This is a genomic window from Curtobacterium sp. L1-20, assembly GCF_048755855.1.
In the GTDB taxonomy this organism is placed as follows: domain Bacteria; phylum Actinomycetota; class Actinomycetes; order Actinomycetales; family Microbacteriaceae; genus Curtobacterium.
Map to the genome: position 1 here is coordinate 1,157,030 of NZ_CP151473.1, position 24,897 is coordinate 1,181,926.

Annotated in this window: 22 protein-coding genes; 11 read left to right on the forward strand and 11 right to left on the reverse strand. The window is 72.7% G+C overall.

Annotated elements, in window-relative coordinates; genetic code table 11:
• Positions 1–173: 173 nt before the first annotated feature.
• The 5 genes from AAEP86_RS07025 to AAEP86_RS07045 form a co-directional block, all read right to left on the reverse strand.
• A complete protein-coding gene (locus AAEP86_RS07025) occupies positions 174–755 on the reverse strand; it encodes a PadR family transcriptional regulator (RefSeq protein WP_420369825.1) in 582 nt (193 codons plus the stop codon).
• Positions 752–1,606 (reverse strand): DUF4097 family beta strand repeat-containing protein, encoded by an 855-nt coding sequence (locus AAEP86_RS07030; RefSeq protein ID WP_420369826.1) that lies wholly within the window; start codon positions 1,604–1,606, stop codon positions 752–754. The genes AAEP86_RS07025 and AAEP86_RS07030 overlap by 4 nt, the downstream gene beginning before the upstream one ends.
• Positions 1,607–1,797: 191 nt before the next feature.
• Positions 1,798–3,102 carry an ABC transporter substrate-binding protein gene (locus AAEP86_RS07035; protein ID WP_420369827.1) on the reverse strand — a complete coding sequence of 435 codons (1,305 nt, stop codon included), beginning with the start codon at positions 3,100–3,102 and terminating at the stop codon, positions 1,798–1,800.
• 65 nt (positions 3,103–3,167) lie between these two features.
• Positions 3,168–4,070, reverse strand: a complete 903-nt coding sequence (locus AAEP86_RS07040; protein WP_420369828.1) for a carbohydrate ABC transporter permease — start codon at positions 4,068–4,070, stop codon at positions 3,168–3,170.
• Positions 4,071–4,079: 9 nt separating this feature from the next.
• The gene (locus tag AAEP86_RS07045; protein WP_420369829.1) at positions 4,080–5,036 is read right to left on the reverse strand and encodes a carbohydrate ABC transporter permease; all 957 of its coding nucleotides are present in this window, start codon (positions 5,034–5,036) and stop codon (positions 4,080–4,082) included.
• A 141-nt stretch (positions 5,037–5,177) separates the two neighbouring features.
• Here AAEP86_RS07045 and AAEP86_RS07050 point away from each other — a divergent pair, with 141 nt between their 5' ends.
• From AAEP86_RS07050 to AAEP86_RS07065, 4 genes are read left to right on the forward strand one after another with little or no spacing between them, the layout of a single operon-like run.
• Positions 5,178–6,398 carry an ROK family transcriptional regulator gene (locus tag AAEP86_RS07050; RefSeq protein ID WP_420369830.1) on the forward strand — a complete coding sequence of 407 codons (1,221 nt, stop codon included), beginning with the start codon at positions 5,178–5,180 and terminating at the stop codon, positions 6,396–6,398.
• The gene (locus AAEP86_RS07055) at positions 6,395–7,447 is read left to right on the forward strand and encodes an ROK family protein (RefSeq protein ID WP_420369831.1); all 1,053 of its coding nucleotides are present in this window, start codon (positions 6,395–6,397) and stop codon (positions 7,445–7,447) included. Before AAEP86_RS07050 ends, AAEP86_RS07055 begins: the two co-directional genes overlap by 4 nt.
• Positions 7,444–8,439 carry a Gfo/Idh/MocA family protein gene (locus AAEP86_RS07060; protein WP_420369832.1) on the forward strand — a complete coding sequence of 332 codons (996 nt, stop codon included), beginning with the start codon at positions 7,444–7,446 and terminating at the stop codon, positions 8,437–8,439. The genes AAEP86_RS07055 and AAEP86_RS07060 overlap by 4 nt, the downstream gene beginning before the upstream one ends.
• Positions 8,436–9,467, forward strand: coding sequence for a Gfo/Idh/MocA family protein (locus AAEP86_RS07065; RefSeq protein WP_420369833.1), 1,032 nt, complete (start codon positions 8,436–8,438; stop codon positions 9,465–9,467). Before AAEP86_RS07060 ends, AAEP86_RS07065 begins: the two co-directional genes overlap by 4 nt.
• Positions 9,468–9,573: 106 nt before the next feature.
• On the opposite strand, the gene AAEP86_RS07070 is transcribed toward AAEP86_RS07065, so the two are convergent.
• Positions 9,574–10,443, reverse strand: coding sequence for a sugar phosphate isomerase/epimerase family protein (locus tag AAEP86_RS07070; RefSeq protein ID WP_420369834.1), 870 nt, complete (start codon positions 10,441–10,443; stop codon positions 9,574–9,576).
• On the reverse strand, positions 10,386–11,078 hold the full coding sequence (locus AAEP86_RS07075) for a YczE/YyaS/YitT family protein (protein WP_420369835.1): 693 nt from the start codon (positions 11,076–11,078) through the stop codon (positions 10,386–10,388). The genes AAEP86_RS07070 and AAEP86_RS07075 overlap by 58 nt, the downstream gene beginning before the upstream one ends.
• A 61-nt stretch (positions 11,079–11,139) precedes the next feature.
• On the opposite strand from AAEP86_RS07075, the gene AAEP86_RS07080 reads away from it, so the two are divergent.
• The 3 genes from AAEP86_RS07080 (at position 11,140) to AAEP86_RS07090 (ending at position 16,639) form a co-directional block, all read left to right on the forward strand.
• Positions 11,140–12,582: a PLP-dependent aminotransferase family protein gene (locus AAEP86_RS07080; RefSeq protein ID WP_420369836.1), complete on the forward strand. Its 1,443-nt coding sequence runs from the start codon at positions 11,140–11,142 to the stop codon at positions 12,580–12,582.
• An 89-nt stretch (positions 12,583–12,671) separates the two neighbouring features.
• Positions 12,672–13,340 (forward strand): DUF6518 family protein, encoded by a 669-nt coding sequence (locus AAEP86_RS07085; protein WP_420369837.1) that lies wholly within the window; start codon positions 12,672–12,674, stop codon positions 13,338–13,340.
• 65 nt (positions 13,341–13,405) lie between these two features.
• Positions 13,406–16,639: an efflux RND transporter permease subunit gene (locus AAEP86_RS07090; protein WP_420369838.1), complete on the forward strand. Its 3,234-nt coding sequence runs from the start codon at positions 13,406–13,408 to the stop codon at positions 16,637–16,639.
• 67 nt (positions 16,640–16,706) lie between these two features.
• On the opposite strand, the gene AAEP86_RS07095 is transcribed toward AAEP86_RS07090, so the two are convergent.
• Both AAEP86_RS07095 and AAEP86_RS07100 read right to left on the reverse strand, forming a co-directional pair.
• Positions 16,707–17,042 carry a hypothetical protein gene (locus AAEP86_RS07095; protein WP_420369839.1) on the reverse strand — a complete coding sequence of 112 codons (336 nt, stop codon included), beginning with the start codon at positions 17,040–17,042 and terminating at the stop codon, positions 16,707–16,709.
• Positions 17,043–17,121: 79 nt separating this feature from the next.
• Positions 17,122–18,201: an alpha/beta hydrolase gene (locus AAEP86_RS07100; RefSeq protein WP_420369840.1), complete on the reverse strand. Its 1,080-nt coding sequence runs from the start codon at positions 18,199–18,201 to the stop codon at positions 17,122–17,124.
• Between the two features lie 88 nt (positions 18,202–18,289).
• Here AAEP86_RS07100 and AAEP86_RS07105 point away from each other — a divergent pair, with 88 nt between their 5' ends.
• Both AAEP86_RS07105 and AAEP86_RS07110 read left to right on the forward strand, forming a co-directional pair.
• Positions 18,290–19,171 carry a PPK2 family polyphosphate kinase gene (locus AAEP86_RS07105; protein WP_420369841.1) on the forward strand — a complete coding sequence of 294 codons (882 nt, stop codon included), beginning with the start codon at positions 18,290–18,292 and terminating at the stop codon, positions 19,169–19,171.
• A 266-nt stretch (positions 19,172–19,437) separates the two neighbouring features.
• Positions 19,438–21,558 carry a DEAD/DEAH box helicase gene (locus AAEP86_RS07110; protein ID WP_420369842.1) on the forward strand — a complete coding sequence of 707 codons (2,121 nt, stop codon included), beginning with the start codon at positions 19,438–19,440 and terminating at the stop codon, positions 21,556–21,558.
• Between the two features lie 69 nt (positions 21,559–21,627).
• Here the strand turns inward: AAEP86_RS07110 and AAEP86_RS07115 are convergent, their stop codons facing one another.
• Positions 21,628–22,137: a mycothiol transferase gene (locus tag AAEP86_RS07115; RefSeq protein ID WP_420369843.1), complete on the reverse strand. Its 510-nt coding sequence runs from the start codon at positions 22,135–22,137 to the stop codon at positions 21,628–21,630.
• 36 nt (positions 22,138–22,173) lie between these two features.
• Entirely contained in the window at positions 22,174–22,734 is a 561-nt protein-coding gene (locus AAEP86_RS07120) for a MarR family winged helix-turn-helix transcriptional regulator (protein ID WP_420369844.1), read from the reverse strand.
• A gap of 242 nt (positions 22,735–22,976) precedes the next feature.
• Between AAEP86_RS07120 and AAEP86_RS07125 the strand changes: the two genes are divergently transcribed.
• Together AAEP86_RS07125 and AAEP86_RS07130 are read left to right on the forward strand one after the other, a co-directional pair.
• The gene (locus AAEP86_RS07125) at positions 22,977–23,570 is read left to right on the forward strand and encodes a hypothetical protein (RefSeq protein ID WP_420369845.1); all 594 of its coding nucleotides are present in this window, start codon (positions 22,977–22,979) and stop codon (positions 23,568–23,570) included.
• Positions 23,571–23,647: 77 nt separating this feature from the next.
• Entirely contained in the window at positions 23,648–24,838 is a 1,191-nt protein-coding gene (locus tag AAEP86_RS07130; RefSeq protein ID WP_420369846.1) for a hypothetical protein, read from the forward strand.
• Positions 24,839–24,897: the final 59 nt, after the last annotated feature.

Sequence of the window (24,897 nt, forward strand, 5' to 3'; positions counted from 1 at the left end):
GGTTCCGCGCCTCCAGCGGTCCGCGGGCGCGGAACGGCGATCCGCGCTCTCACCGGCCCGGAGGCGCGGATCGCCCGACCAGCGCTCTCACCGGCCCGGAGGCGCGGATCGCCCGACCAGCGCTCCCACCGGCCCGGAGGCGCGGATCGCCACCGCCTGTCGGCCGGCCGCCGTCAGAGGGACCGGCGCAGCGCCTCCAGGCCGTCCCGCAGCCGGGTCACGGTCTCCCCGGTGAGCGACCCGCGCGTCGCGCGGCGACGCAGGTCCGCACGGATCTGCTGCCGGAACGACGACAGGACCATCTCGACCTCGCGGAGCGCACGCGCTCCCTCGGACGGCACGTCGACCGGTTCGTCGGCGGTCTGCCCGCGGGGAGCCTGCGCGCTCGCGGCGAGGTCGGCGCGGAGCGACCGCATGGCCTCGCCCACGGAGGCGCGGACGCCGTCCGCCAGGGTCTTCACCGAGTCGTTGACGCCGTTCTCGACCGCGGCGATCTCGTCGGCCCGGGCGTCGAGCTCGGCGCGGCCGGCCTCGGTGATCGCGTAGACCGTCTTGCGGCCGTCGGCCGACTTCGAGACGAGGCCGTCCTCCTCGAGCTTGGACAGCCGCGGGTACACGGTGCCGGCGCTCGGGACGTAGGTGCCGCCGAAGCGGTCGCCGAGGGCCTGGATGACCTCGTACCCGTGCATCGGGTGGTCGGCCAGCAGGACGAGCAGGTACAGGCGCAGGTGGCCGTGCGCGAAGACGGGGCTCATGACCGGACCTCGCCGTCGTCGGTGGAGGTCGACGGGGACGGGGTCTCGGGCGCGGTCGGCGGAGCGTGCAGCACCGCCACGTCGCCGGACACCGAGTTCACCTTCAGGTCGAGCCACTGTCCGGAGAGCTCGCCGCCCTGCTTGACGTACGAGCCGCGGACCCCGCGGATCTCGGAGTCGTCGAACTGCAGCTTGCCCGTGGCCGTGCCGACCGTGCAGCGGTAGGCGACGCCGTCCTCGAGCCGGACGCTGACCGATCCCGAGACGGTGTTCACGCGGGCCGAGTCGGGGGTGCCCTGCAGGTCGAGCACGACGTCCGCGGAGACGCCGTCCGCCGAGAAACGGGGGATCTCGCCGGTGGCCACGACGTCACCGGAGACGGTGTGCACGGTGAGTGCGCCGTCGAGTCGCCGGATCGTCGTGGTGCCCGACACGGCGTTGACCGTGAGGTCGCCGGCCAGTTCGTCCACGACGACGTCGCCGGAGACGGTGTTCAGCGTGGCGCCGCGGTTCGTGCCGGAGAGCAGGGTGCCGGCCGAGACGACGCCGACGGTCACGCCCGCGTCGCGGGGGACCAGCACACTGACGTCGGCGCGGGCCGTGCCGCGGAACGACCGGAGGAAGCCGAGCGGGTCGTCCCACCGGATCTGCGGGTGGTCGATGGTGAGCGTGTCGCCGTCGAGTTCGATCTTGAGCGGCTTGCCGGACACGCTGTGGACCTCGATGCGGGCGGTCGGCTCGTCGTGGGCGACGATGTCGACCTGACCGCCGGCGAGCCCCACGCGGAGCGCGCGGACGATCCCGGTGTCGATCACCTTCGGCTCGTCGACGAGCCATTTCTCCTGGGCCATGATGGTGCCTCCTACTCGCGATGTATCGCGTCTGGTGGAACTCACGATACATCGCGATCGGCCGCGTGTCACGAACGGATCGGCGACAGGCGACAGCCGACCAGCGACCGGCGACCGGCGACCGGGGTCCGGACGGACGGCGGCCCCGCACCCGGGTCGGGTGCGGGGCCGCTGGTGCGGGTCAGGGCGGGCTACTTCGCGGAGTCCAGCGCTGCCTGCGCCTTCTCGGCGGCGGCGTCGAGCGCGTCCTTCGGGCTGGTCTTCAGCAGCATCGCGGACTGCAGCTGCGTGGACAGGGCGGCGCTCACCTCGCCGTAGGCGGTGATCGACGGACGGGCCTTGGCGTACTCGAGCTCGTCGGCGAAGGCCTTCAGGCGCGGGTTGTCGTCGAGGTACTTCTTCCAGGTCGCGTTGTCCGACGTGGCCGTGTTGGCCGGCAGCAGACCGGTGCCGATGTCCCACTTCGCCTCGGTCTCGGGGCTGAGCCACCACTGCATGAACTTCCAGGACGCGTCCTGCTTCGCCTTGGTCGTCTTGATGAGGTACGAGTTGTTCGTGCCGAGGTTCATCGCAGGCTTCTCGATCCCCGGCAGGGCGAACACGCCGACGTTCTTCTTGCCGAGGGTGCTGTCGATGGTGGACAGGTCGTAGGCGCCGGTGATCGCCATGGCGGCCTTCTTCGACGTCAGGGCGGGGACGGCGCCGTTCGTCGACGAGGTCAGGAGCGACTGCGGGTACGCGGAGCCGTCCTCGAGCATGTCGGTCCAGGCGGTCAGGGCCTTCACGCCGGCGTCGCTGTTGAACTCGACCTTCGTGTTGTCCTCGTTCAGGAAGTCGCCGCCGGCACCCCACAGCATCGACTGCCAGGTGAAGACCGGCCACTCGCCGGTGCCGATGGGCAGGTACGCGCCGTACTGCGTCGTGCCCTTGGTGAGCTTCTTCGCGTCGGCGGCGAGTTCGGCCCAGGTGGTCGGGGTGTCGGTGATGCCCGCCTCCTCGAACATCTGCTTGTTGTAGACGACGGCGTAGTCGCCGATGTCCGTCGGCAGCGTGTACTGCTTGCCGTCGAACTCGCCGGTGGAGAGCATGCCCTCGGTGAAGGAGTCCTTCGTGATGGATCCGCTGGAAAGGTAGTCCTCGAGCGGCAGCACCTTGCCGGTCTGGATGACCTCGCCGGTCTGCTGCGGCGTGCTGTCGCCGAGGACCATGTCCGGCCCGGTGTCGTTCTTCAGGGCGTTGATGAGCTTCGCGTCGAACTGGTCCGACGAGGCGGCGTACTGCGGCTGGACCTCGATCTTGTCCTGCGAGGCGTTGTACTCGTCGATGAGCTTCTTCACCTCAGTGGCCTGCGGGCCGGTGTAGTTGTGCCAGACCGTGATCGTGGTCTTGCCGCCGCTGCCGCCGGAGTTGCCGGTGACGGACCCGCCGGAGCACCCGGACAGGGCCAGTGCGGCGCCGACGGCGAGGGCCGTGACACCGAGCAGTCGCTTGCGCATGAGATCGTCCTTTCTCGGACTTCGGTGGAGCGGGGGAGGGGTGGAGCGGGGGCGGTGGTGGCGGGTCAGCGCAGACCGCCGGCCATCGCCGACACGATCTGCTTCTGGAAGATGATGAAGACGACGAAGACGGGCAGGATCGCCAGCGTCGAACCGGCCATCAGCAGGTTGAAGCTCTGGCTCGCGTTCGTGGACTGCAGCTGCGTGAGGCCGACCGACACCGTGAAGAACTCGGTCCGCGACGCCACGAGGAACTGGAAGAAGAAGTTGTTCCAGTTGTAGACGAAGGACAGCACCGCGAAGGAGCCGATCATCGGGGTGGCCATCGGCGTCACGACCGACCACATCCGACGCCACACCCCCGCGCCGTCGACGCGGCTCGCGTCCTCGATCTCGCTCGGGAACGAGGTGAAGAACTGCCGGAAGAGGAAGGTGCCGAGGATCGACGGGATGTTCGGGACGATGAGGCCCTGGTAGCTGTTCAGCCAGTGGAGCGAGGACAGCAGGGTGATCAGCGGCGTGAAGACGACCTCGAAGGGCACGAGGAGCGCCGCGAGCAGGACGAGGAACACGATGTTCTTGCCCGGGAACTTCAGCCGCGAGAACGCGAACCCGGCTGCGAGGCTCGTCACGATCTGACCGGCGGTCGTCGCGATCGCCACGACCGTCGAGTTGAAGTAGTACAGGCCGAACGGCGCCACCGTGAAGATGTCGGTGTAGTTCGACAGCTCCCACTGCTTCGGGAAGAAGCTCGGCGGGAACGCGAGGGCCTCCTCCGAGGACTTGAAGCTGGTGAGCAGCATCCAGAGGAACGGGCCGAAGAACAGGACGACCGCGATGATCAGGATGACGTGCCGCAGGACGGCGGGGGAGTGCTTCCGGAACAGCACGCCGAACGGTCGGCTGCGGTGCGGACGGGAGGCGCGGCGTGCGTCCGACGGGTGGGCGCGGGATGCGATCTGGGTCACGGTGCGCTCCTAGTTCAGCTCGATGGGGTCGCGGCGGTTGATGACCCGCAGCTGGACGACCGCGACGAGGATGCCGACGATGAGCAGGATCACGGCGGCGGCGCTGGCCGAGCCGCCGTGGAAGAACACGAAGCCCTGGTTGTAGATGTAGTAGAGGATCGTCTCGCTCGAGTTGATCGGGCCGCCCTGGGTCAGGACGTAGACCTGCGTGAACACCTGCAGTGCCCCGATGACGCCGGTGATCGCGAGGAAGCCCGTGGTCGGTGCGACCAGGGGGAGCGAGATCGAGAAGAACCGCCGGACGGGCCCGGCGCCGTCGAGCGTCGCCGCCTCCATGTACGACGCCGGGATGTTGGTGAGCGCTGCCGAGTAGATGATCATCGTGTAGCCGACGCCCTGCCAGATCGAGAACACGATCACCGAGATCAGTGCCCACGGCTCTGAGGTCAGGAAGCCGATCGGGGGTGCCCCGAGTGCCGTGACCACACCGTTCACCAGGCCGCCGAGCGGCGACAGGATGAAGCTGAAGATGAGGGCGCTGCCGACGACCGGGGCGATGTACGGCACGAACAGCAGGGCGCGGTAGACGCCCCGACCGCGGAACGGCTGTGCGAGCAGTGCCGCGAAGAACAGGCCGAGTGCCATCGTCACCGGCACGACCACCACCACGTAGAGCGCGGTGTTGCCGGCAGCGCGGACGAACTCCCCGTCGCGGAACAACCCGGTGAAGTTCGACAGCCCGACGAACCCGTTGGTCTCGCCGGAGGCGGGGTTCCACGCGGTGAACGAGTAGAAGACCGTCTGCGCCAACGGGTACAGGTAGAAGAGCGCCAGCAGCACCGTCGTCGGGGCGATCAGCACGTACCCGGCGCGGCCCTCGCGACGTTCCATCCGGCTGGCGTCCGCGACGGACGACCGTCGACCGCGGCCGGCCACCCTGGTCTGTTCCTGAACCGCACTCGTCATGCGGACCTCCCTCTTCGGCTCCTCGTTGAACGCTAGGAATCAGGTGTTTCGAGCACATTACCGTTCGATCTCCAAAAGTAAACAGTCGAATTCCGTCGGACTTTGTTCGGTGATCGACCGTTTCGTCGGTACAGTGACGGCATGCACGACCAGCACTTCCAGGACATGGCATGGAGTCCGGGTTCACCCGGTGCCGTCCTGCGCCTCATCCGCGTCTCGGACACGACGTCGCGCTCGAGCATTGCCCGGAGCACCGGACTCGCCCCGTCGACGGCGTCGGCGCGCGTCGACGCGCTGACGTCCCTCGGGCTCGTCCGCGAGAGCGGTGCCGAGGGGTCGCGCGGCGGCCGTCGCGCCCGACGCCTCGAGCTGGTCGCCGACGCCGGGTTCGTCGCCGCTGCCGACCTCGGCGCGCACCACGTCCGGATCGTGCTCACCGACCTCGCGGGGACGGTGATCGTCGACACGGACGACCTCGAGCACGGCGCCGGCCCGATCCCGGTCGAGGCCGGCCCGCGAGCGGCCGTCGCGGCGCTCTGGGAACGGTTCGTCGAACTCGCCGACGACAGCGGCCTCGACAGGGCACGGTTCCGCGGCGCCGCGATCAGCGTCCCCGCGCCGGTGTCCTACCCCGGCGGCAGCATCGCGACGCCCTCGTTCGAGCCCTCCTGGCACGGCGCCGTGCTGCCCGAGCTGTTCGCCGAGCACACCGACGCCCCGGTGCTCGTCGAGAACGACGCCAACCTCATCGCGCTGTCCGAACGCCCGGAGCCGGACCGGACGAGCACCCTCGTCGCGGTGAAGCTCGGCACCCGCATCGGTGCGGGCGTCCTGCTCGACGGCCGACTCCACCGCGGGGTGAGCGGCGCCGCGGGGGAGCTCAGCCACACCCCGGTGGACGGCGAGGCCGCGATCGGCTGCACGTGCGGCGTCCCGGACTGCCTCGAGTCGGTGGCCTCCGGCGGGGCCGTCGCCGCCCGCCTCCGCGCCGCCGGCCGCACCGTGGTCGGCACCGGCGACGTCCTGGCGCTCGCCGCCCAGGGGGACGCCGTCGTCCTGGACGAGCTCCGCCGTGCCGGTGAGCACATCGGGCGGGTGCTCGCCGGGATCGTGAACTTCTGCAACCCGAGCGACGTCGTGTTCGCCGGCGCGATGTCGGCCTCGTCGGTGCTCGTCGCGACCATCCGCGGCGAGCTCTACCGGTCGTGCCTGCCGATGGTCGCCGACGCGCTCGACGTCCGCGCGAGTCGGTCCCCCCGGGACGCCGGCATCCGCGGCGCGACCGTGCTCGCCCTCGACGAGGTCCTCGCGCCGACCCGGATCGACGAGCTCGTCCGGACGGCCGCGGAGCGGACCGCATGAGCGACCGCGCCCCCGCTCCGGGCCACGGGGAACACGGAGCCGTCGTCGCCGTCGACGTGGGCGGCACGACCGTGAAGGGCGTCGTGCGCGCCGGGGACGTCGTGCTCGACCGCGTCGTGGTCCCGACCTTCGGTGCGGACGCGGCGGACACCGGTGCCGAGGAGGGCACCGTCGGCGGGCCGGCGTTCGCCGCGGTGGTCGCCGTCGTCGACCGGCTGACCGCCGCCGCGGCGAGCACCGGACGCCCGCTCGCGGCGATCGGCCTCTGCACACCGGGCGTCGTCGACTCCGGCGCCGGGACGGTCGTCGTCGCGGTCAACCTCGACTGGCGCGACCTGCCCCTCGCCGGGTTGCTCCGCGCGCGGTACGGCGTGCCCGTCGCCGTGGCGCACGACGCCCGGGCCGCGGCCACCGCCGAGATCGCCGCGCGTGCGGCGGCCGGCCGTGACGTCGACGAGCTCGTCTTCATCCCCATCGGCACCGGTGTCTCGGCCAGCCTGGTGGTCGACGGTCGACTCGTGACCGGTGCCGCGGGCGGTGCCGGCGAGGTCGGTCACGTCTGCGTGCGACCCGGCGGCGAACCGTGCACCTGCGGCCAGCGCGGGTGCGTCGAGGCCTACGCCTCCGCCCGGAACATCCGACGCCGGTACCGCGCGGCCGGCGGCACGATCGACGGCGGCACCGACGAGATCGCCGCCGCCGTCGACACCGACCCGGTCGCCGCCGCCGTCTGGGCCGACGCCGTCGACGCGCTCGCCGCCGGCGTCGCGATCCTCGCCGCGGTGCTCGACCCTGCCGTCGTGGTCGTCGGCGGGGGACTCGGCGAGTCCGGCGAACGACTGCTCGGACCGCTCCGTACCGCGGTCGACGCGCGGCTCGGCTGGCGCCCACCGCCCCGCATCGAGCAGTCGCTCGCGGGGGCCGGGGCCGGTCTCGCCGGTGCCGACCTGCTCGCCCGGACCGCCGCCGCGACGCTCCCGACCGGGGCCGCCGCCGGAGCGCCGCACACCGACCCAGCACCAGCCCACGGAACCAGGAGGACCCCATGACCGCTCAGCGACTCCGGATCGGCCTCGTCGGCGCGGGGGTGATCGCGCACGCCCACCTGCCGAACCTGCTCCGCATCGGTGACGTCGTCGTCCACTCCGAGGTCGGCGCCGAGGAACTCGTGGCCGCGCACGGCGGTGAGGTGGTCGGCTCGCTCGACGAACTCCTCGCACGCGTCGACGTCGTGGACGTGGTGGTGCCGACCTACGCGCACGCCGAGGTCGTGCGCGCCGCACTCGCCGCAGGCAAGGACGTCATCAGCGAGAAGCCCCTCGCCCGCACCGACGCGGACGCGGACGACCTCGTCCGGCTCGCGCACGAGGCGGGCCGGCAGCTCTACCCGGCGCACGTCGTGCGGTACTTCCCGGAGTACGTGCGCCTCAAGGCCGCGGTCGACGCCGGGCAGCTCGGCGAACTCGCCGTCCTGCGCTTCGTGCGCTCCGGTGGGTTCCCGACGCGTTCGGCCTGGTTCGCCGACCCGGAGCTCTCCGGCGGCATCATCATGGACCAGATGATCCACGACCTGGACATCGCCCGGTGGATCGCCGGCGAGGTCGTCCGGGTCAGCGCGGTGCACGTCCGGAAGGGCACGGTCGACCACCCGGTCGAGGCGGCCCACGTCCTGCTCACGCACGCGTCGGGCGCGATCAGCCACGTCGCGGGCATCTGGGGACCGGCGCACCTGCCGTTCGTCACCGAGTTCTCGGCCACGGGCACCCTGGGCACCCTGTCGCACGACTCCCGCGCCGAGCGGAACTACACTGCCGAGCTCCTCGACGAGGAAGCCGTCGGCGGTGACCTGCCCGAGCTCGACCCCACCGAGGACCCCTACTTCCTCGAGATCCGCGAGTACCTCGGGGCGTTCCAGGGCGGTGCCGTCCCGCGGGTGTCGGCCGAGGACGGTGCGACCGCGGTGCGGATCGTGAACGCGGCGCTCCGCTCCGTGGAGACCGGGCAGCCGGTCGACCTCGAGCAGCAGGGGGCACGGGTATGACCGCCCTGCGCATCGGCGTGCTGTCCTTCGCGCACACGCACGCGATCTCGTACCTGGCGGCACTGCGGGCGATGCCCGACGTCGAGGTCGTCGGCACCGACCCGGACGGCTCGTCCACCGGGACCGACCTGGTGGACCTGCGCGGCCGCGACCTCGCCGAAGCGCTCGGCGTCGCGTACGTGGACTCGGTCGAGGAGCTCCTCGCCCAGGGTGTCGACGCCGTCGTGGTGACGAGCGAGAACGCCCGGCACCGCGGTCTCGTCGAGCAGGCCGCAGCCGCCGGTGCGCACGTGCTCTGCGAGAAGCCGCTCGCCACCACGTGGGAGGACGGCCTGGCGATGCGTGCTGCCGCCGAGGAGGCGGGCGTGCTGCTCATGGTCGCCTTCCCGGTCCGCTTCTCGGGGACGTTCGCGCGGCTGGCGGCGACGAAGCGTGCAGGACGACTCGGCGAGCTCGTCGCGGTGCGTGGTGCGAACAACGGCATGCTGCCGCTCACCCGGTCGTGGTTCACCGAGCCCGAGCTGTCCGGTGGCGGTGCGATCGTCGACCACGTCGTGCACATCGCGGACCTGCTCGACGAGCTCCTCGACGGCACGCCCGCGGTGACGGTCACGGCCGTCACGAACCGGGTGCTGCACGCAGCGCGGGCGCAGGCCGAGACCGCGGGCCTGGTGACGATCACCTACGCGGACGGCACGATCGCCGCGATCGACTGCTCGTGGAGCCGGCCGGACACGTCGCCGACCTGGGGTGGGCTCGCGCTCACCGTGGTCGGCTCGGAGGGATCGGTCGACGTCGACTTCTTCCGGCCGAGCGTGCGGGGTCTCGACGCCGCGAGCGGGCGCTCCGTCGTCCTGCCGTACGGGCCGGACTTCGACCAGGCGATGCTGGAGACCTTCGTGGCCGCGGTCCGCAGCGGGGAACAGCCGCAGCCCGACGCGGCCGTCGGTCTGCGCACCCTGGCGATCGTGCTGGCGGCGCAGGAGTCGGCGGCGACCGGTACGACCGTGGCAGTGCGGTCCGTCTGACCCGACCCGTGACGGACGGGAGGCGCGTGGCGGGCCGCCACGCGCCTCCCGTCCGTCAGCGGTGCGTCCGGACCAGCGGGGCTGGCCCGACCGTCGGGTGGTCGTCTCAGGAACCGCCGGCCGACGCCCACAGGCGGCGCGCGTTCGCGAGTCCCCGCTCGACCGCGTCGACGTCGTCCTCCAGCCCCTCGAACTCGATCGACAGCGGCCCGTCGAACCCGCTCGCGACGATGCGTTCCATGATCCGCCCCAGCGGCAGATCCCCGTGTCCGACGACCGTGCCGAGCACCGCGCGCCCGGCGAGCGTGGTCAACCAACCGTCCGCGAGCGGCGGCGTCTCGCGCACCAGGAAGTCCTTGAGGTGCACGACGGCGGCGACCGGCAGGGTCCGTTGGACGGCGCGGAGCGGGTCGTCGTCGAGGCAGACGAAGTTGCCGACGTCGAGCAGGGTGCGGAAGGAGGGATGGTCGACCTCGTGCACGAGCCGCAGGATGCGCTCGCTGTCGTTGAACGCGAAGCCGTGGTTCTCGACCATCGTGGTGATGCCGAGCGTCGACGCGTGCTCCGCGACGGCACGGCAGACCGGGACCACCTGTGCGAGCACCCGCTCGAAGTCGGCGTGGTCGGCGTCGCGCCAGGCCCACGGGACCACGTCGTGCCGGAACCGGGTGATGCCGAGCCGGTGCGCCACGTCGAGGTGGTCGTGCACCCGGGCGACCTCGGCCTCGACGGTCTCCGGGTCCGAGAAGTCCGCGCCGATCACGTGGTTCGCGAGCCCGACGCCGCGCGCCGCGGCGTGCTCCCGGATCCGGTCGACGAGCTCCGGCTGGCGCGGCAGGTCGTCGCCGAACCCGCCGGCCGCGATCTCCAGGTGCTCGCCGCCCGCGTCCGCGACGCGGTCGACGACGTCGAAGATGGTCAGCGCACCTCGACCGAGGGAGCGGGCGTAGCTGTAGGAGGACACTCCGAGTCGCATGGCGCGACCCTAGCCGGTGCGCTCCCGTCGCGACCAGGGGACCACGGCAGCCGGCGGAACAGTGGCATGAGCGGCTGCACCACCGGGCCGATCGCGAACGCGGCGACGACCGTGCCGACGCCGACGTCGCCGCCGAGGAGCCAGCCGACGCCGACGACGGTGAGCTCGATCACGGTGCGGGCGAGCCAGAGCGGCCACCCGAAGCGTTCGTGCACGCCGACCATCAGGCCGTCGCGCGCACCGGTGCCGAACCCGGCGCCGATGTAGCACGCCGTCGCGAGGGCCAGCAGCGCCAGCCCGGCGACGAACAGCAGCACTCGGCCGACCAGCTCCGACGGCGTCGGGACCAGCCAGAGCACGAGGTCGGCGGACGGCCCGATCGCCAGGGCGTTGAGGAGCGTGCCGATGCCCGGCTTCTGGCGGAGCGGGATCCAGAGGAGCAGGATCACCCCGCTCGACACCACGGTGACGACGCCGAACGACCACGGCAGCACGTGCTCGAGGCCCTCCGTGAGGACGGTCCACGACGAGACCCCGACCACTGCGCGGACCTGCAGCGCGGTGGCGGCGCCGTAGAGGAACAGGCCGACGACGAGCTGCGCGGTCCGGAGGACGAGAGCGGTGGAGCGGGACATGCGTCGATGGTCGCTCCGGATTGGACTGCCCGTCGAGAGCCAATCCGGCTACGGTGGATCCGTGCCCCCGGTCCTCCTCAGCTCCCGATCCGCCGCGCTCCTGCTCACCGACTGGCGCGCGGGCACGGACGCCCCGGCGTACGAGGCGCTCTCCGACGCGGTCCGTGTCCTCGTCATCGACGGCCGCATCCCCCAGGGCGTCCGGCTCCCGGCCGAGCGCGGTCTGGCCGCCGCACTCGGTGTCTCGCGCACGACCGTCGCGAACGCCTACGCCCGCCTGCGCGAGGACGGGTTCCTGGTCTCCGTGCGCGGCTCCGGGAGCGTCGTCCGCCTGCCGGTCGGGCTGATCGGCCGTCCCGACCCCGAACGCCTCGGTGGTGTGGTCGCGGACGACGTGCTCGACCTGCGGAAGGCCGCGCTGCACGCCGCCCCGGGCGTCGCCGACGCCGTCGAACGGGCGACCCGCCACGTCCCCGCGGCGCTCGCCGGCATCGGGTACGACACCGTGGGCGACCCGGGGCTCCGCGCCGCCGTCGCCGACCGCTACACGGAACGGGGACTGCCGACGGACCCGTCCCAGATCGTGGTCACCATCGGCGCGCAGCACGCGATCGCGTTGCTCGCCCGGGTCCTCGTGCGCCGCGGCGACGCGGTGCTCGTGGAGTCCCCGACGTACCCGCACGCGCACGAGGCCTTCCGCGAGGCCGGCGGCCGGCTCGTCGGCGTGCCCGTGGACGCACGGACGGGCTGGGACGCCGCCGCACTCGAGACCACGCTGCGTCGCACCGCGCCGGCCGTCGCCTACGTCATGCCCGAGCTGCACAACCCGACCGGGGCGACCATGGCGGCGTCGACCCGCGAGGTGCTGGTCTCCGTCGCCGCGACGGTGGGCACCACCGTGATCGCCGACGAGACGATGGGGGAACTCCGCATCGACGGGACGCCGTCGCCACCGCTCGCTGCGTCCGGTGGCCCGGTCGTGATGATCGGCTCCGCCGCCAAGGTCTTCTGGGGCGGCCTGCGGATCGGTTGGATCCGCGCCGAACCGGAGCTGCTGCAGCGCCTGCTCCTCGCCCGCCCGACGGGCGACCTCGGCACGCCGGTGCTCGACCAGCTGGTCGCGCGGGAGCTGGTCCCGCGCACGGCGGCCGTCCTGGAGGCGCGGCGCGCCTCCCTGCGCCAGGGTCGCGACGAGGTGGTGGCCGCGTTGCGGACGCGACTCCCCGAGTGGGACGTCCCGTCGCCGGCCGGGGGCCTGACGACGTGGGTCGGGCTCGGGCGGCCGGTGTCGAGCGCGCTCGTGCTCGCCGCGCGCTCCGAGGGCGTGGTGCTCGCGTCCGGCGGGGTGTTCGGCCCGGACGGCGGGTTCGAGCGGTTCCTCCGCGTGCCGTTCACGATGGCGCCGGCGGACCGCGTGCGGCTGGTCGACGTGCTGGAACGGTCGTGGTCCCGGATCGGCGGGGACGGCGCCGGGGTCCGCGGGTCGCTCGCCGCCGTGGTCTGACCGCCGTCATCCTGCGGGGTGAGACCGGGTCCGACATTTCGCTCCGGAGGGTGACGCGCGGTGACCGGTCGGACCGGGACCCTGGGGGCATGACCACGCCAGTCGTCCGCTCCGCCGCTCCGACCGCCGTCCCCGACGGCCCCGCGCACGCCGTGCCGGCCGCGGCCCGGGTGTCCATCGCGCTCACCGGCGCCCTGCTCGCCGGTGTGCTCACCTCGTTCGGGCAGGCGGTGCCCGGGCTGTCGTCCCTCGCGAACGCCGCCGGCCCCTGGTTCGTCGTCGCCGGGGCGCTCTGCCTGCTCGCCGGCGTGCGAGCCGGTCGGGCCGCGCTGCCGCTGGCGATGGTCCTCGGGGTGGTCCTCCTCGAGCTCATGCACGTCGGGTACTGGGCGACGTCGAACCTCCGCGGGTTCCCGGACGTCCTGTCGATCACGAACCCGTGGGTCCTGCTCGGCGTCCCCGCCGGACTGCTCGCCGGTGCGGTCGCCGTGTCGGTCCGCGCCCGTGACACCCGGTGGCGTGGACCCGCGCTGGGCGTGACGGCGGCCGTGCTCGTCGGCGAGGGCGTCCGGGCCCTGCTCCAGGTCGCGGCGACCACGGGCACGGTGACGTGGGTGGTGGAGATCCTGGCGGGGGTCGCCGTGCTGCTCGTCGCCGTGCTCACGGCGCGGACGGCGGGCCGCAGGGTCCTGGCGCTCGGGACCGGCGTCGTCGGCTCGGTCGGCGTGCTGGCGGTGTACCTGGCCCTCGGCGGGTGAGCGGGCACGTCCCGGGATCCGGCTGATCGGCCCCACGCACGGGATCCCCCTGCAAGGATCGGACCGTGCACCTCCTCTCGGTCTTCAGCCTCCGCAACCGAGCCCTCATCGCGCTCGTCACGATCGTCGTCGCGGTGTTCGGCGGGATCGCGCTGACGAGCCTCAAGCAGGAACTCATCCCCAGCGTCCAGTTCCCGCAGGTCGCCATCGTCAGCGCGTACCCGGGGGCCACGCCGGAGGTCGTCTCGAACGACGTCTCGACGAAGATCGAGCAGGCCATCCAGGTCGTGCCCAACCTCGAGTCCACCACGGCGACGTCGTCGACCGGGCAGAGCGTCGTGTCGGCGTCCTTCGACTACGGGTCCAACCTCGCCAGCGCCGAGGACAAGATCCAGACGGCGGTCAACGCACTGTCCCTGCCCGACTCCGTGCAGACCCAGATCGTCACCGGGTCCTTTGACGACCTGCCGGTGATCCAGCTGGCCGTGTCGGCGAAGGGAGACCAGGAGCAGCTCGTCGACCGGTTGAACGCGACGGCGATCCCCGACCTCGAGAAGCTCGACGGGGTGCGCGAGGCGGACGTCTTCGGCAACCCGGGCCGCCGCGTCGTCGTCACGCCCGACACCGCCGAGCTCACGGCACGCGGCCTCGACCGGACGGCGATCTCGGACGCCCTCGACGACAACGGCACGCTCATCCCCGGCGGCACGGTCACCCAGGACGGCAAGACCCTTTCGGTGCAGACCGGCGCCCGGATCGCCTCGCTCGCCGACATCGAGGCGCTGCCCCTCACCGGTGGCACGAGCGCGACGACCATCGGCGACGTCGCGAAGGTCGCAATCGAGGAGTCCCCGCGCACCTCGATCAGCCGCGTGGACGGCGAGCAGGCCCTGACCATCGCGATCACGAAGACGCAGGAGGCGAACACCGTCGACGTGTCGACGGCCGTGCGGGACGCCCTGCCGGGGATCGAGAAGAAGATCACCGGCGACCCGGACGTCACCGTCGTGTTCGACCAGGCGCCCTACATCCAGCAGTCCATCGACTCCCTGGCCGAGGAGGGGCTGCTCGGCCTCGGCTTCGCCGTCGTCGTGATCCTGCTGTTCCTGCTGTCCGTCCGCTCGACGATCGTCACCGCCATCTCGATCCCGACGTCGGTGCTGCTCGCCGCCATCGGCATGCGGGCCGCCGACTACACGCTGAACATCATCACGCTCGCCGCCCTGACGATCGCGATCGGACGTGTCGTCGACGACTCCATCGTCGTCATCGAGAACATCAAGCGACACCTGCAGCCGGGCGTCGACCGGAGGCAGGCCGTGCTCGACGGCGTGCGCGAGGTCGCGGGCGCGGTGACGGCCTCGACCCTGACCACGGTCGTCGTCTTCCTGCCGGTGGCGTTCGTCGCCGAGCTCGTCGGCGAGCTGTTCCGTCCCTTCGCGCTGACCGTCACGATGGCGCTGATCGCGTCGCTCCTCGTCGCGCTGACGATCGTGCCGGTGCTCGCGTACTGGTTCCTCCGTGCGCCGAAGGCGCACAAGCACGACGGACGGACGGCGCCGACGGCGGAGGGCCCGGACGCGGCCGTCCCGGGGACCGGTACCGACGCACCCGTCGGCACCGCGCCTCCCGGCTCCTCCGCGACGACCGGGGCGCTCGCGTCCGCGGCGGACCTGCACGACGCGTCCGCCCCGGACCGGCTCCGCCGCGCGTACCAGCCGGTGCTGCGCTGGGTCCTCCGCGTCCCGTGGGCCGTCCTGGTGCTGGCGGTGCTGGTACTCGGCGGCACCGCCGCGGCGCTGCCGTTCGTGAAGACGAACTACCTCGGCGACTCCGGCCAGAACACCTTCACCGTGACGCAGGACCTCGACCCGGGGTCCAGCCTCGCCGTGCAGTCCGACGCGGCCCGCAGGGTCGAGCGGCAGCTCCGGGCCGTCGACGGCGTCGACACCGTGCAGACCACCATCGGCACGAGCGGGCAGTCCATCCAGGCGGCCTTCGGCGGCGGCGCCAGCGCGTCCATCCAGTACGCCGTGACGACCGACTCCGGGGCCGACCAGGAGCGCATCCAGGCGGACACCCGGAAGCGGCTCGACGCACTCGACCCGGGCGAGATCACGGTCTCCTCCGCAGGCGGGGGCTTCGGTGGCAGCAGCGACATCGAGGTCGACGTCACCGCGCCGACGCAGGCGGGGCTCCGGACCGCGGCCGACCAGGTGCTGCGCGAGATGCGGAAGGTCGACGACACCACCGCGGCGACGAGCAACCTGTCCTCGGCGGAGCCGTACCTGGCCGTCAAGGTGGACCGGGCGAAGGCAGCGGCTCGCGGTCTGACCGAGACGCAGGTCGGCGGGATCGTCGCGGCCGCCGTCTCCCCGCAGGACACCGGGACCGTCGAGATCGACGACGCCTCGCTCGACGTGTACATCGCCGACGCGGAGCCGCCGACGACGTCCGCGGCCCTGCGCGGCCTGTCGATCCCCACCGCGACCGGACCGGTCCCGCTGTCGGACGTCGCCACGATCGAGGAGGCCGAGGGACCGACGACCGTCACCACCTCGGACGCCGTCCGCACCGCGACGATCACGGTCACCCCGGACGCGACGAACCTCGGCGCGGCCGTGCAGTCCGTCACCGCCGCCGTCGACGCGCTCGACCTGCCCCGCGGTGCGTCGGCCTCGATCGGCGGCGTCGCGTCGAGCCAGTCGTCGGCGTTCAGCCAGCTGTTGCTCGCCGCGCTCGTCGCGATCCTCATCGTCTACGTGGTGATGGTCGCGACGTTCCGGAGCCTGCTCCAGCCGCTCCTGCTGCTCGTCTCGGTGCCGTTCGCGGCGACCGGCGCGATCCTGCTGCAGATCGTGTCGGGCATCCCGATCGGGGTCGCCTCGCTCATCGGTGTCCTGATGCTCGTCGGCATCGTCGTGACGAACGCCATCGTGCTGATCGACCTCGTCAACCAGTACCGCAGGCGGGGACTCCCCGTGCGCGAGGCCCTGGTCGAGGGCGCGACCCGACGCCTCCGGCCGATCCTGATGACGGCGCTCGCGACGATCTTCGCGCTCCTGCCGATGGCCGTCGGGCTCACCGGGAAGGGCGGGTTCATCTCGCAGCCGCTCGCCCTCGTGGTGATCGGCGGGCTCGTGTCGTCGACCCTGCTCACCCTCGTGGTGCTGCCGGCGCTGTACGCCGTGGTCGAGGGCGCCCGGGAGCGGAACGCGCAGCGGATCGCCGCCGGTCTCACCCGGAAGCAGGCCAGGGTGATGCGGCGCGCGGAGCGGCAGGCCTCGGCAGGCGCCTAGCCTCGCGGACCGTGCCGCCGGACCGTGCCGCTGGACCGGTCGTCGCCAGCGGCGCCGGTCGGGGTTGCTAGCGGCGGTACTCGGCGTCGATCGCCGCGATGGCGTCGGTCGACGGCACCGCGGTCGGCGTCGTGGTCCGACGCTCGGAAGCGCGGGCGGGCACGTCCTCGCGCTCGACGGCGCGGAACCACGACACGACGACGCACGTCAGGGTCACCAGGAACGCCACCGCGGCGACCTGCGAGACGACGGCGAGCTGGCCGGTCGCGGCTGCGTAGCCGCCGAAGGCCACCGTCGCGGTGAACGACAGGCCGAGGGACAGCTCGGCGAGCGTCTGCAGCGGGGAGTGCCGTTCCCAACGGGTGGCAGCGGCGCGTGCAGGGCGGGTCGAGGTGTCGGTCACCCGGGAAGTCTCGTCGGGTGCGGTGCTCGGCGGCAGTCCCGACTCCGGGTGCCACCCGGGCGGGGCACGTCCGCAGCGCTCAGCCGAGCCGGCGCTGCAGGAACGTCACCACGCGTCTGCTCATCGCCTCGTCGAGCTGCGCGATGGAGTGCGCCGTCCCCTCGACGGCCACGAACGTGACGGGGACGTCGTGCTGCCGGAGGGTCGCGGCGAACTCCTGCGACTCCCACAGCGGGATGAACTCGTCCGTCGAGTGCCCGATGAAGAACGGTGCGGTGTCCGCGGTGACGTGGTACTCCGGCGAGGCACGGGTCGCGGCCGGGCAGTCCTGGTAGGTCCGGCACCCCAGGTACAGCAGCTGCTTCCGCTGGAACGCCGCGGACACCCCGTCGGACCGGGTCGACCGCGTGGTGAGGTTCGTCGGACCGCTGAGATCGACGACCGCGCGGATGCGGTCGCCCTCGGCGTAGGCGGTGGAGTCGTGGTCGGTGACGGCGAGCATGGCCGCCAGGTTGCCGCCCGCGCTGCCGCCGAAGACGCCGACGCGGGTGCGGTCCACGTCGTAGGTGGCGAGGGTCGTCGGACGGAACACCCAGTCGAGCGCGCGCCGCACGTCGTCGAGGCCGGCGGGGAACGGGTCCGTGGGCGCGAGCCGGTAGTCCACGTTGAAGGTGACGAAGCCCTGCGAGGCGAGGTACTGGCACACGGACCGGTACGCCGCGGTGGCCTTGTCGCCGTGGGACCAGCTGCCGCCGTGGATCATGAGGACGGCGGGACGCGCCCCGATCGCCGGGCGGACGGCTCCGGCGCGTTCGGCGGTGCCGGTGCCGGCGGCGCTTCCGGCCGCGTCGGTCGCGGTCGGCGTCGGCGTGCCGGTCGCACCCGCCGCCGGCGTGCTCGCCGCGCTCGGCGTCGCCGAGGTGTCCGGCGCGCTGTCCGCAGGCAGGCACACGTCCAGCCGCTGCAGCGGGTCGCTCCCGTACGGCACGTCGGCGACGACGTCGATCCCGTGGTACCGCAGCGAGAGCGGGTAGATGACGGGGTCGCCGGTGACGGTCCGGTTCTCGTCCCCGACCGGGTCCGAGCTGCACGACGCCACGACGCCGAGCGCCACCACCGCGGCGACGAGCGCGAGCAGCGTGCGACGGCCTGACCTCATCCCGACAACGGTAACCCGGCCGCGGGACCCCGGGCGTCCACCCGGCGGAGGATGCGCCCTCGGACGCGCGACACCGGCGGGTGCCAGGATGAGGGACGACACCGTTGGAGGAACCGTGAGCCGTCGCAAGGCCTGGAACGCCGACCCCGAACCCCTGCTCCGCGTCGAGGAGGGCTTCCTGCTCGCCGACGTCGACCCCGACGGCACGCCGGGCTTCCCCGGTCGGAAGATCGACGGGCTCGAGGCGCTCGCCGCTGGGGCATCCCGTCTCTCCGCGCTGCAGGAACGCCTCTGGGCAGCGTCCACAGCGGGCGACCAGCGCCGCGTGCTCCTCGTCCTGCAGGCGATGGACACCGCGGGCAAGGGTGGCATCGTCTCGCACGTGGTCGGGGCGGTCGACCCGAACGGCGTGCACTACGCCGGCTTCAAGGCCCCCACGGCCGAGGAACGCGAGCACGACTTCCTCTGGCGCGTCGAGCGGCAGCTGCCGGCCGCCGGCCAGCTCGGCGTGTTCGACCGCTCGCACTACGAGGACGTCCTCATCCAGAAGGTGCGTGCCTTCGCCGCTCCCGACGAGATCGAACGGCGCTACGGCGCGATCGTCGACTTCGAGGACCGTCTCGCCGGATCGGGGACGAGCATCGTGAAGGTGATGCTGCACATCTCGAAGGACGAGCAGCGGGAACGCCTCGGCGACCGTCTCGACCGCCCGGACAAGCACTGGAAGTTCAACCCGGGCGACATCGACGAGCGGCTGCGGTGGGACGACTACCAGGACGCCTACCAGACGGTCTTCGACCGCACCTCGACCGAGCGTGCCCCCTGGTACGTCGTGCCGGCGAACCGCAAGTGGTACGCCCGACTCGCCGTCCAGCAGCTCCTCCTGCGCGCCCTCGAGGACATGCAGCTGTCCTGGCCCGCCGCCGACTTCGACGTGGCCGAGCAGCGTCGGCGGCTCGCCGAGTCCTGATCCGGCGTCCGGTCGGGAGGCGCGGCTCGCCGCCGCCACGAGCCTCGCCACCGCTGTGGGGCTGGTCTGCGCGCGCCGGATCGCGTAGACTCGCTCGGTCGGCCTTCGACGCCGTGACAATGTGATCACGGGCTTTTCGTTTGGGTGTGTGTTGCTCGAGGGCTGGAATCACGTCGATCCGCGACGGGATGAACCCCCTCCGCAAGCAGCCCCCGCCGATGTCGCTGTCGGGCGCTGCGGTACGTTGCGCACCCGAGAGAGAACTCATGGCCCCGTACAACAAGGGCGCGGACAACCGCGCCTCCGACCGTGTCCGTCACCCGAACGGCACCCCCGCCGCCCGCAGCAGCAAGCACCGCGGCTTCCGCGCCGCCGACCCGTCGCAGCCGCGGCAGAAGCAGCGCTGGGACGCCGAGGAGCGTCGCGGTCGTTCTGCGCAGGGCGAGCGTCCTGCGCGTCCGAACTGGGAGCCGCGGGACGCCGGGGCCCGACGCCCCGAGCGCGACGACCGCGGCGGCCGTCGGTTCGACCGTGACGACCGTGCGCCGCGTCGCTTCGACCGCGACGACCGTGCCCCGCGTCGTGACTCGGGCGACCGTGCACCCCGTCGCTTCGACCGTGACGAGCGCGCTCCGCGCCGGTTCGACCGTGACGACCGTGCGCCGCGTCGTGACTCGGACGACCGTCCCCGTCGCTCCTTCGACCGTGACGACCGCGCCCCGCGTCGCTTCGACCGTGACGATCGTGCACCCCGTCGCTTCGATCGTGACGACCGTGCCCCGCGTCGTGACGCGGACGACCGTGCACCCCGTCGCTTCGACCGCGACGAGCGCGCGCCGCGCCGGTTCGACCGTGACGACCGGGCGCCGCGTCGTGACGCGGACGACCGTCCCCGTCGCTCCTTCGACCGTGACGAGCGCGCTCCGCGCCGGTTCGACCGTGACGACCGGGCGCCGCGTCGTGACGCTGACGAGCGTCCCCGTCGCTCCTTCGACCGTGACGAGCGCGCCCCGCGCCGGTTCGACCGCGACGACCGCGCCCCCCGCCGTGACGCGGACGACCGTCCCCGTCGCTCCTTCGACCGCGACGACCGTGCCCCGCGGCGCTCCGACCGCGAGGACACCGGCCGCACCCCCTTCGTCCCGGCGGACGACGTCAAGCTCGAGAAGCTCCAGGCCGAGGCGACCGTCGCGGCCGACGTCGAGGGCGTGACCTTCGGCGACCTCGGCATCGGCGGCAACATCTCCCGCGCCCTGCAGGAGCTCGGCGCGAGCAGCCCGTTCCCGATCCAGGCGGCGACGATCCCCGACGTCCTCGCCGGCAAGGACGTGCTCGGCCGTGGCCGCACCGGCTCCGGCAAGACCATCGCGTTCGGCGCCCCGCTCGTCGAGAAGCTCATGGAGAACGGCGGCGGCACGAAGCGCAAGATGGGCCGCGCGCCGCGTGCGCTGATCCTCGCGCCGACCCGTGAGCTCGCCCTGCAGATCGACCGCACCGTGCAGCCGATCGCCCGCTCGGTCGGTCTGTTCACGACGCAGATCTACGGCGGTGTCCCGTACGGCCGTCAGGAGGGCGCCCTCCAGCGCGGTGTCGACATCATCGTCGGTACGCCGGGCCGGGTGCAGGACCTCATGAACAAGGGGAAGCTCGACCTCAGCGAGGTCGTCATCTCCGTGCTCGACGAGGCGGACCACATGTGCGACCTCGGGTTCCTCGAGCCGGTGCAGGAGATCCTGTCCGCGACCGCCGAGGTGACCCCCGAGGGCAACCGCGCGCAGAAGCTCCTCTTCAGCGCGACGCTCGACGCGCAGGTCGCCTCGCTGGTCGAGCAGTTCCTGCACGAGCCGAGCGTGCACGAGGTCGCCGGTGAGGACCAGGCGTCCTCGACGATCGACCACCGCGTGCTCGTGGTCGAGCAGCGCCAGAAGGACCAGCTGCTCGAGGAGCTCGTGTCCGGCGACGGCAAGACCATCGTGTTCGCCCGCACCCGCGCGTACGCCGAGCGCCTCGCCGACCAGTTCGAGGACGCCGGCATCCGCGCGACCTCGCTCCACGGCGACCTGAACCAGTCGCGCCGGACGCGCAACCTGCAGCTCCTCACGAGCGGCCGGGTCAACGTGCTCGTCGCGACGGACGTCGCCGCCCGCGGCATCCACGTGGACGACGTCTCGCTCGTCGTGCAGGCCGACGCCCCGGACGACTACAAGGCGTACATGCACCGTTCCGGCCGGACCGGTCGTGCCGGCAAGGAGGGCACGGTCGTGACGATCGTCCCGCGCAGCCGTCGCCGCAAGATCGAGGGCATCCTCGAGCACGCGGAGATCGAGGCGGACCTCGTCGACGCCGCTCCCGGTGACGGGATCGTCGCGGAGCTCGCCGCGCGGTAGTCGCGAGCAGCGGACGGACGGGAGGCCCGTGGCGGGATCGCCACGGGCCTCCCGTCCGTCCGCACCGCGTCAGCGGTTGAAGAAGAGCAGTCCCCGGACGTAGCCGGCCTGGCCGGCGTGCTGCGTGCAGTCGTCGAGGATGCTCACCAGACGCGCACCGGCCGTGACGGGCGGGTCCCACGCGTCGTCGACCACGGGGTCGAAGTCCTCCGGCGCGAGCGAGCCCACGTACGCGACCGTGCGCTCGTGGACGGCCCGCAGGTACCCGTTCAGCAGGTCGGCGGACGCGCGGACGCGACCGACGTCGTCGCGGGACATGCCGTAGCCGAGCGCTTCCGCGGGGAACGGCAGCCCGAACCGCTCGACCCAGCCGTCGGCGGTCCAGACCTGCTCGGAGCCGGCGAGGTCGGCGATCTGCGCGTCCTGCCCGCGGGCGATGTGCCAGGCCAGCCACGCGAGGGTGTTCGCGCCGGTCGCCGGACGCGACGCCAACTGGTCCTCGGACAGCCCCTCGACGGCACGTGCGACCGTCGACGGCACGCGGGAGAACGCTTCGATGAGGAGTTCGGAAGGGGTCATGCCGGCAACGCTACGCGGCGAGCCCGACACGGTCCGTCACACGCCGGCGGCGACGTCCGTCTCGACGTCGTCGTCCCTGCCGGGGGTGCCGGACCGGCGGTCGAGCGCAGCGCCGAGGCGTTCGAGGACACCGGTGAGCCGGGCGCGGTCGCCGGGTGCGACGGCGTCACGGAAGGCACCGGCCCAGACGGCGCCGATCTCCTGCGCGACCGCGGACCCGGTGGGGGTCAGGTGGAGCAGGACGCTGCGACGGTCGCCCGGGTTCGGACGTCGATCGATGTGCCCGTGCTGCTCGAGGCGGTCGACGAGCGACGTCGTGGCGCCCGTCGACAGTTCGAGGTACTCGCCGACCTGTTTCGGGGTGACGCCCTGCCCGTCGGCCGCGGCGAGGAAGAACAGGCAACGGCTGTCGGTCGCGTGCAGGCCGCGCACGGCGCTCTCGTGGTGCATGACACGTGCGTGCTGCACCTGGAGCAGGCGGAACGCGGTCAGCAACGCGGCGAGGTCGGTGTCCGGGGACGGTTCGGGCACGCTCACGGTCGGGGAGACGGGGGCGGGCGGCAGCCGCGTGGGGAGTACGGGAGTGGTGTCCGTCAACGGGCGGCTCTTCTCGGGTGGGGGATCGCGGGGACGATCGGCGGCTCGACACGGGACGACGGCCGTGCTGCCCATCCAACGTGCATCTCGCTCGTCGAGCCACCCCCAGCAGTGGGGACGTCTCACCGGTTGTGGGTCGCTCGGCGGCGAAGTAGCTTCATCGTCGTACCACCCAACCACGGCACCGAAGCGCGACCAACCACCGCGGGCCCGGCGCCACCTTCCGGATCAGGAGCACCACCATGTCCCGTGTGACCCCGCGCGCCGCGCGACTCGCCGCCTGGATCGCCGTCCCCGCCGCTCTCGTGGCCTCGGGCGTCGTCGTCTCCACGGCCTCCTACTCGGCCTTCTCGGCCACGACGGTCAACCCGACCAGCAACTGGACCGCGGGGAGCGTCGCGTTGAGCGACGACGACAACAACACCGCGCTGTTCTCCGCGACGGGCCTCAAGCCCGGCTCGACGGGGTCCAACTGCATCACGGTGACGTCGACCGGCTCGCTGCCCTCGACCGTGAAGCTCTACGGCACGAACGCGTCGGCGACGAAGGGGTTGGACGCCAACACGACCCTGACCGTCGAGCAGGGCACGGGCGGCGGCTTCGGTTCCTGCAGCGGCTTCACCCCCGCGTCCGCCAACGGCACCCTGTACAGCGGACTGCTCAGCGGGTTCACGGCGTCGAACTTCGCCACCGGGCTCGGCACGTGGGCCCCGACCGGCACCGCGTCCGAGTCGCGCGTCTACCGCTTCACCTACACGGTCTCGAGCACGGCACCGAACACCGTGCAGGGCGGCACCGCGGCGCTCGGCTTCACCTGGGAGGCCCAGAACAGCTGAGCCGCACCGACGGGGGCGCAGTCGGCGCTCCCGTCCGGCACACCCCTCACAGTCAGCGCCCCCGGTCGAAGGCAGTCATGACGAGCATCCCGGTGCACGGCGGTCCCGCGCCGCACGCGGTGCTGCGCGACGCCGTCGACTGGGGGCGCGTCGTCGTCGCGACCCTGGCGCGCGGGGTCGTCGTGACCCTGCTCGGCCTCGCGCTGTGGGCCGCCGCCCCCGCGGTCATCGGCTGGCAGCCGACCACGGTGATGACCGGGTCGATGGAACCGCGGCTCACCCCGGGAGACGTCGTGGTCGCACGGCCGGTCACGGGCGACGACGTCCGGATGGGCAAGATCCTGCTCGCCGACGACCCGGACCGTCCCGGGCACCTCCGGATGCACCGCTACGTCGACGACGGCCCCCACCGCACGCTCGTGACCAAGGGGGACGCCAACCCGCAGCGGGACTCGACACCCCTGCAGCGTCCGGCCGTGCACGGGATCGCGTTCCTGCGGGTGCCGTGGGTCGGGGTGCCGATCGTCTGGATCCGGACCGGTCAGTGGGGCCCCGTCGGCGCGCTGGCGCTCGCCGTGGTCGGTCTCCTCGCCCTCTGCGCGGTCGACGGGTCGCTGCGTCGACTGACCGGAGCGACTCGGCGCGACGGCGACGACCCCGGCGACGACGACGAACGGGAGGGCGACGACCTCGACGGCGGGGACGACGCCGTGGGCGCCCGGGGCGACGGCCGGGAGACGCGTGACGGCGCCGCCACGCGCCTCCCGGCCCGGGACGGCCCGGACCAGGACCGGCGGGGCCTGCGTCGTCACCGTCGCCGCGTCCGGCGCCTCCGCCGACTCGGCGGCGCAGCAGCCGTCGTCGTCCTCGCGTCCGGTGTCGGCGCGCTGCACCCCGCGTCCGCGTCGGCGGTCCCGTGGTCGGCGTCCACCGGCGGCCAGACGTCGTCGTTCGCGGCGACGACCGCGGTCGGCGTCGCGACCCTCACGTGCACGCAGACGACGTCCGGCTCCGTGACGATCGCGTGGACGTACCCGGGCGTCCCGGCCTCGTCCTTCGACCTCGTCACCGGCAGCACGCAGCTGGCGACCGTGCCCGGCAGCGCACGGTCGATGGTCTACGGCGGCTCGGGGCTCGTCGACCTCGGCACCACGTACGCGCTGAACCTGCGCACGAACCTCGGCAGCAACTGGACGGCGCTGAGCGTCCCGGTCGTGCGGATCAAGGTCGTCTCCGTCCTCGGGGCGGCCACGGCCACCTGCGCCTGAGGACCGCGGCGCGCTGTCCTCCACAGCCGACCGCGGGGCGCCGCGGGATGTCCGCGGCC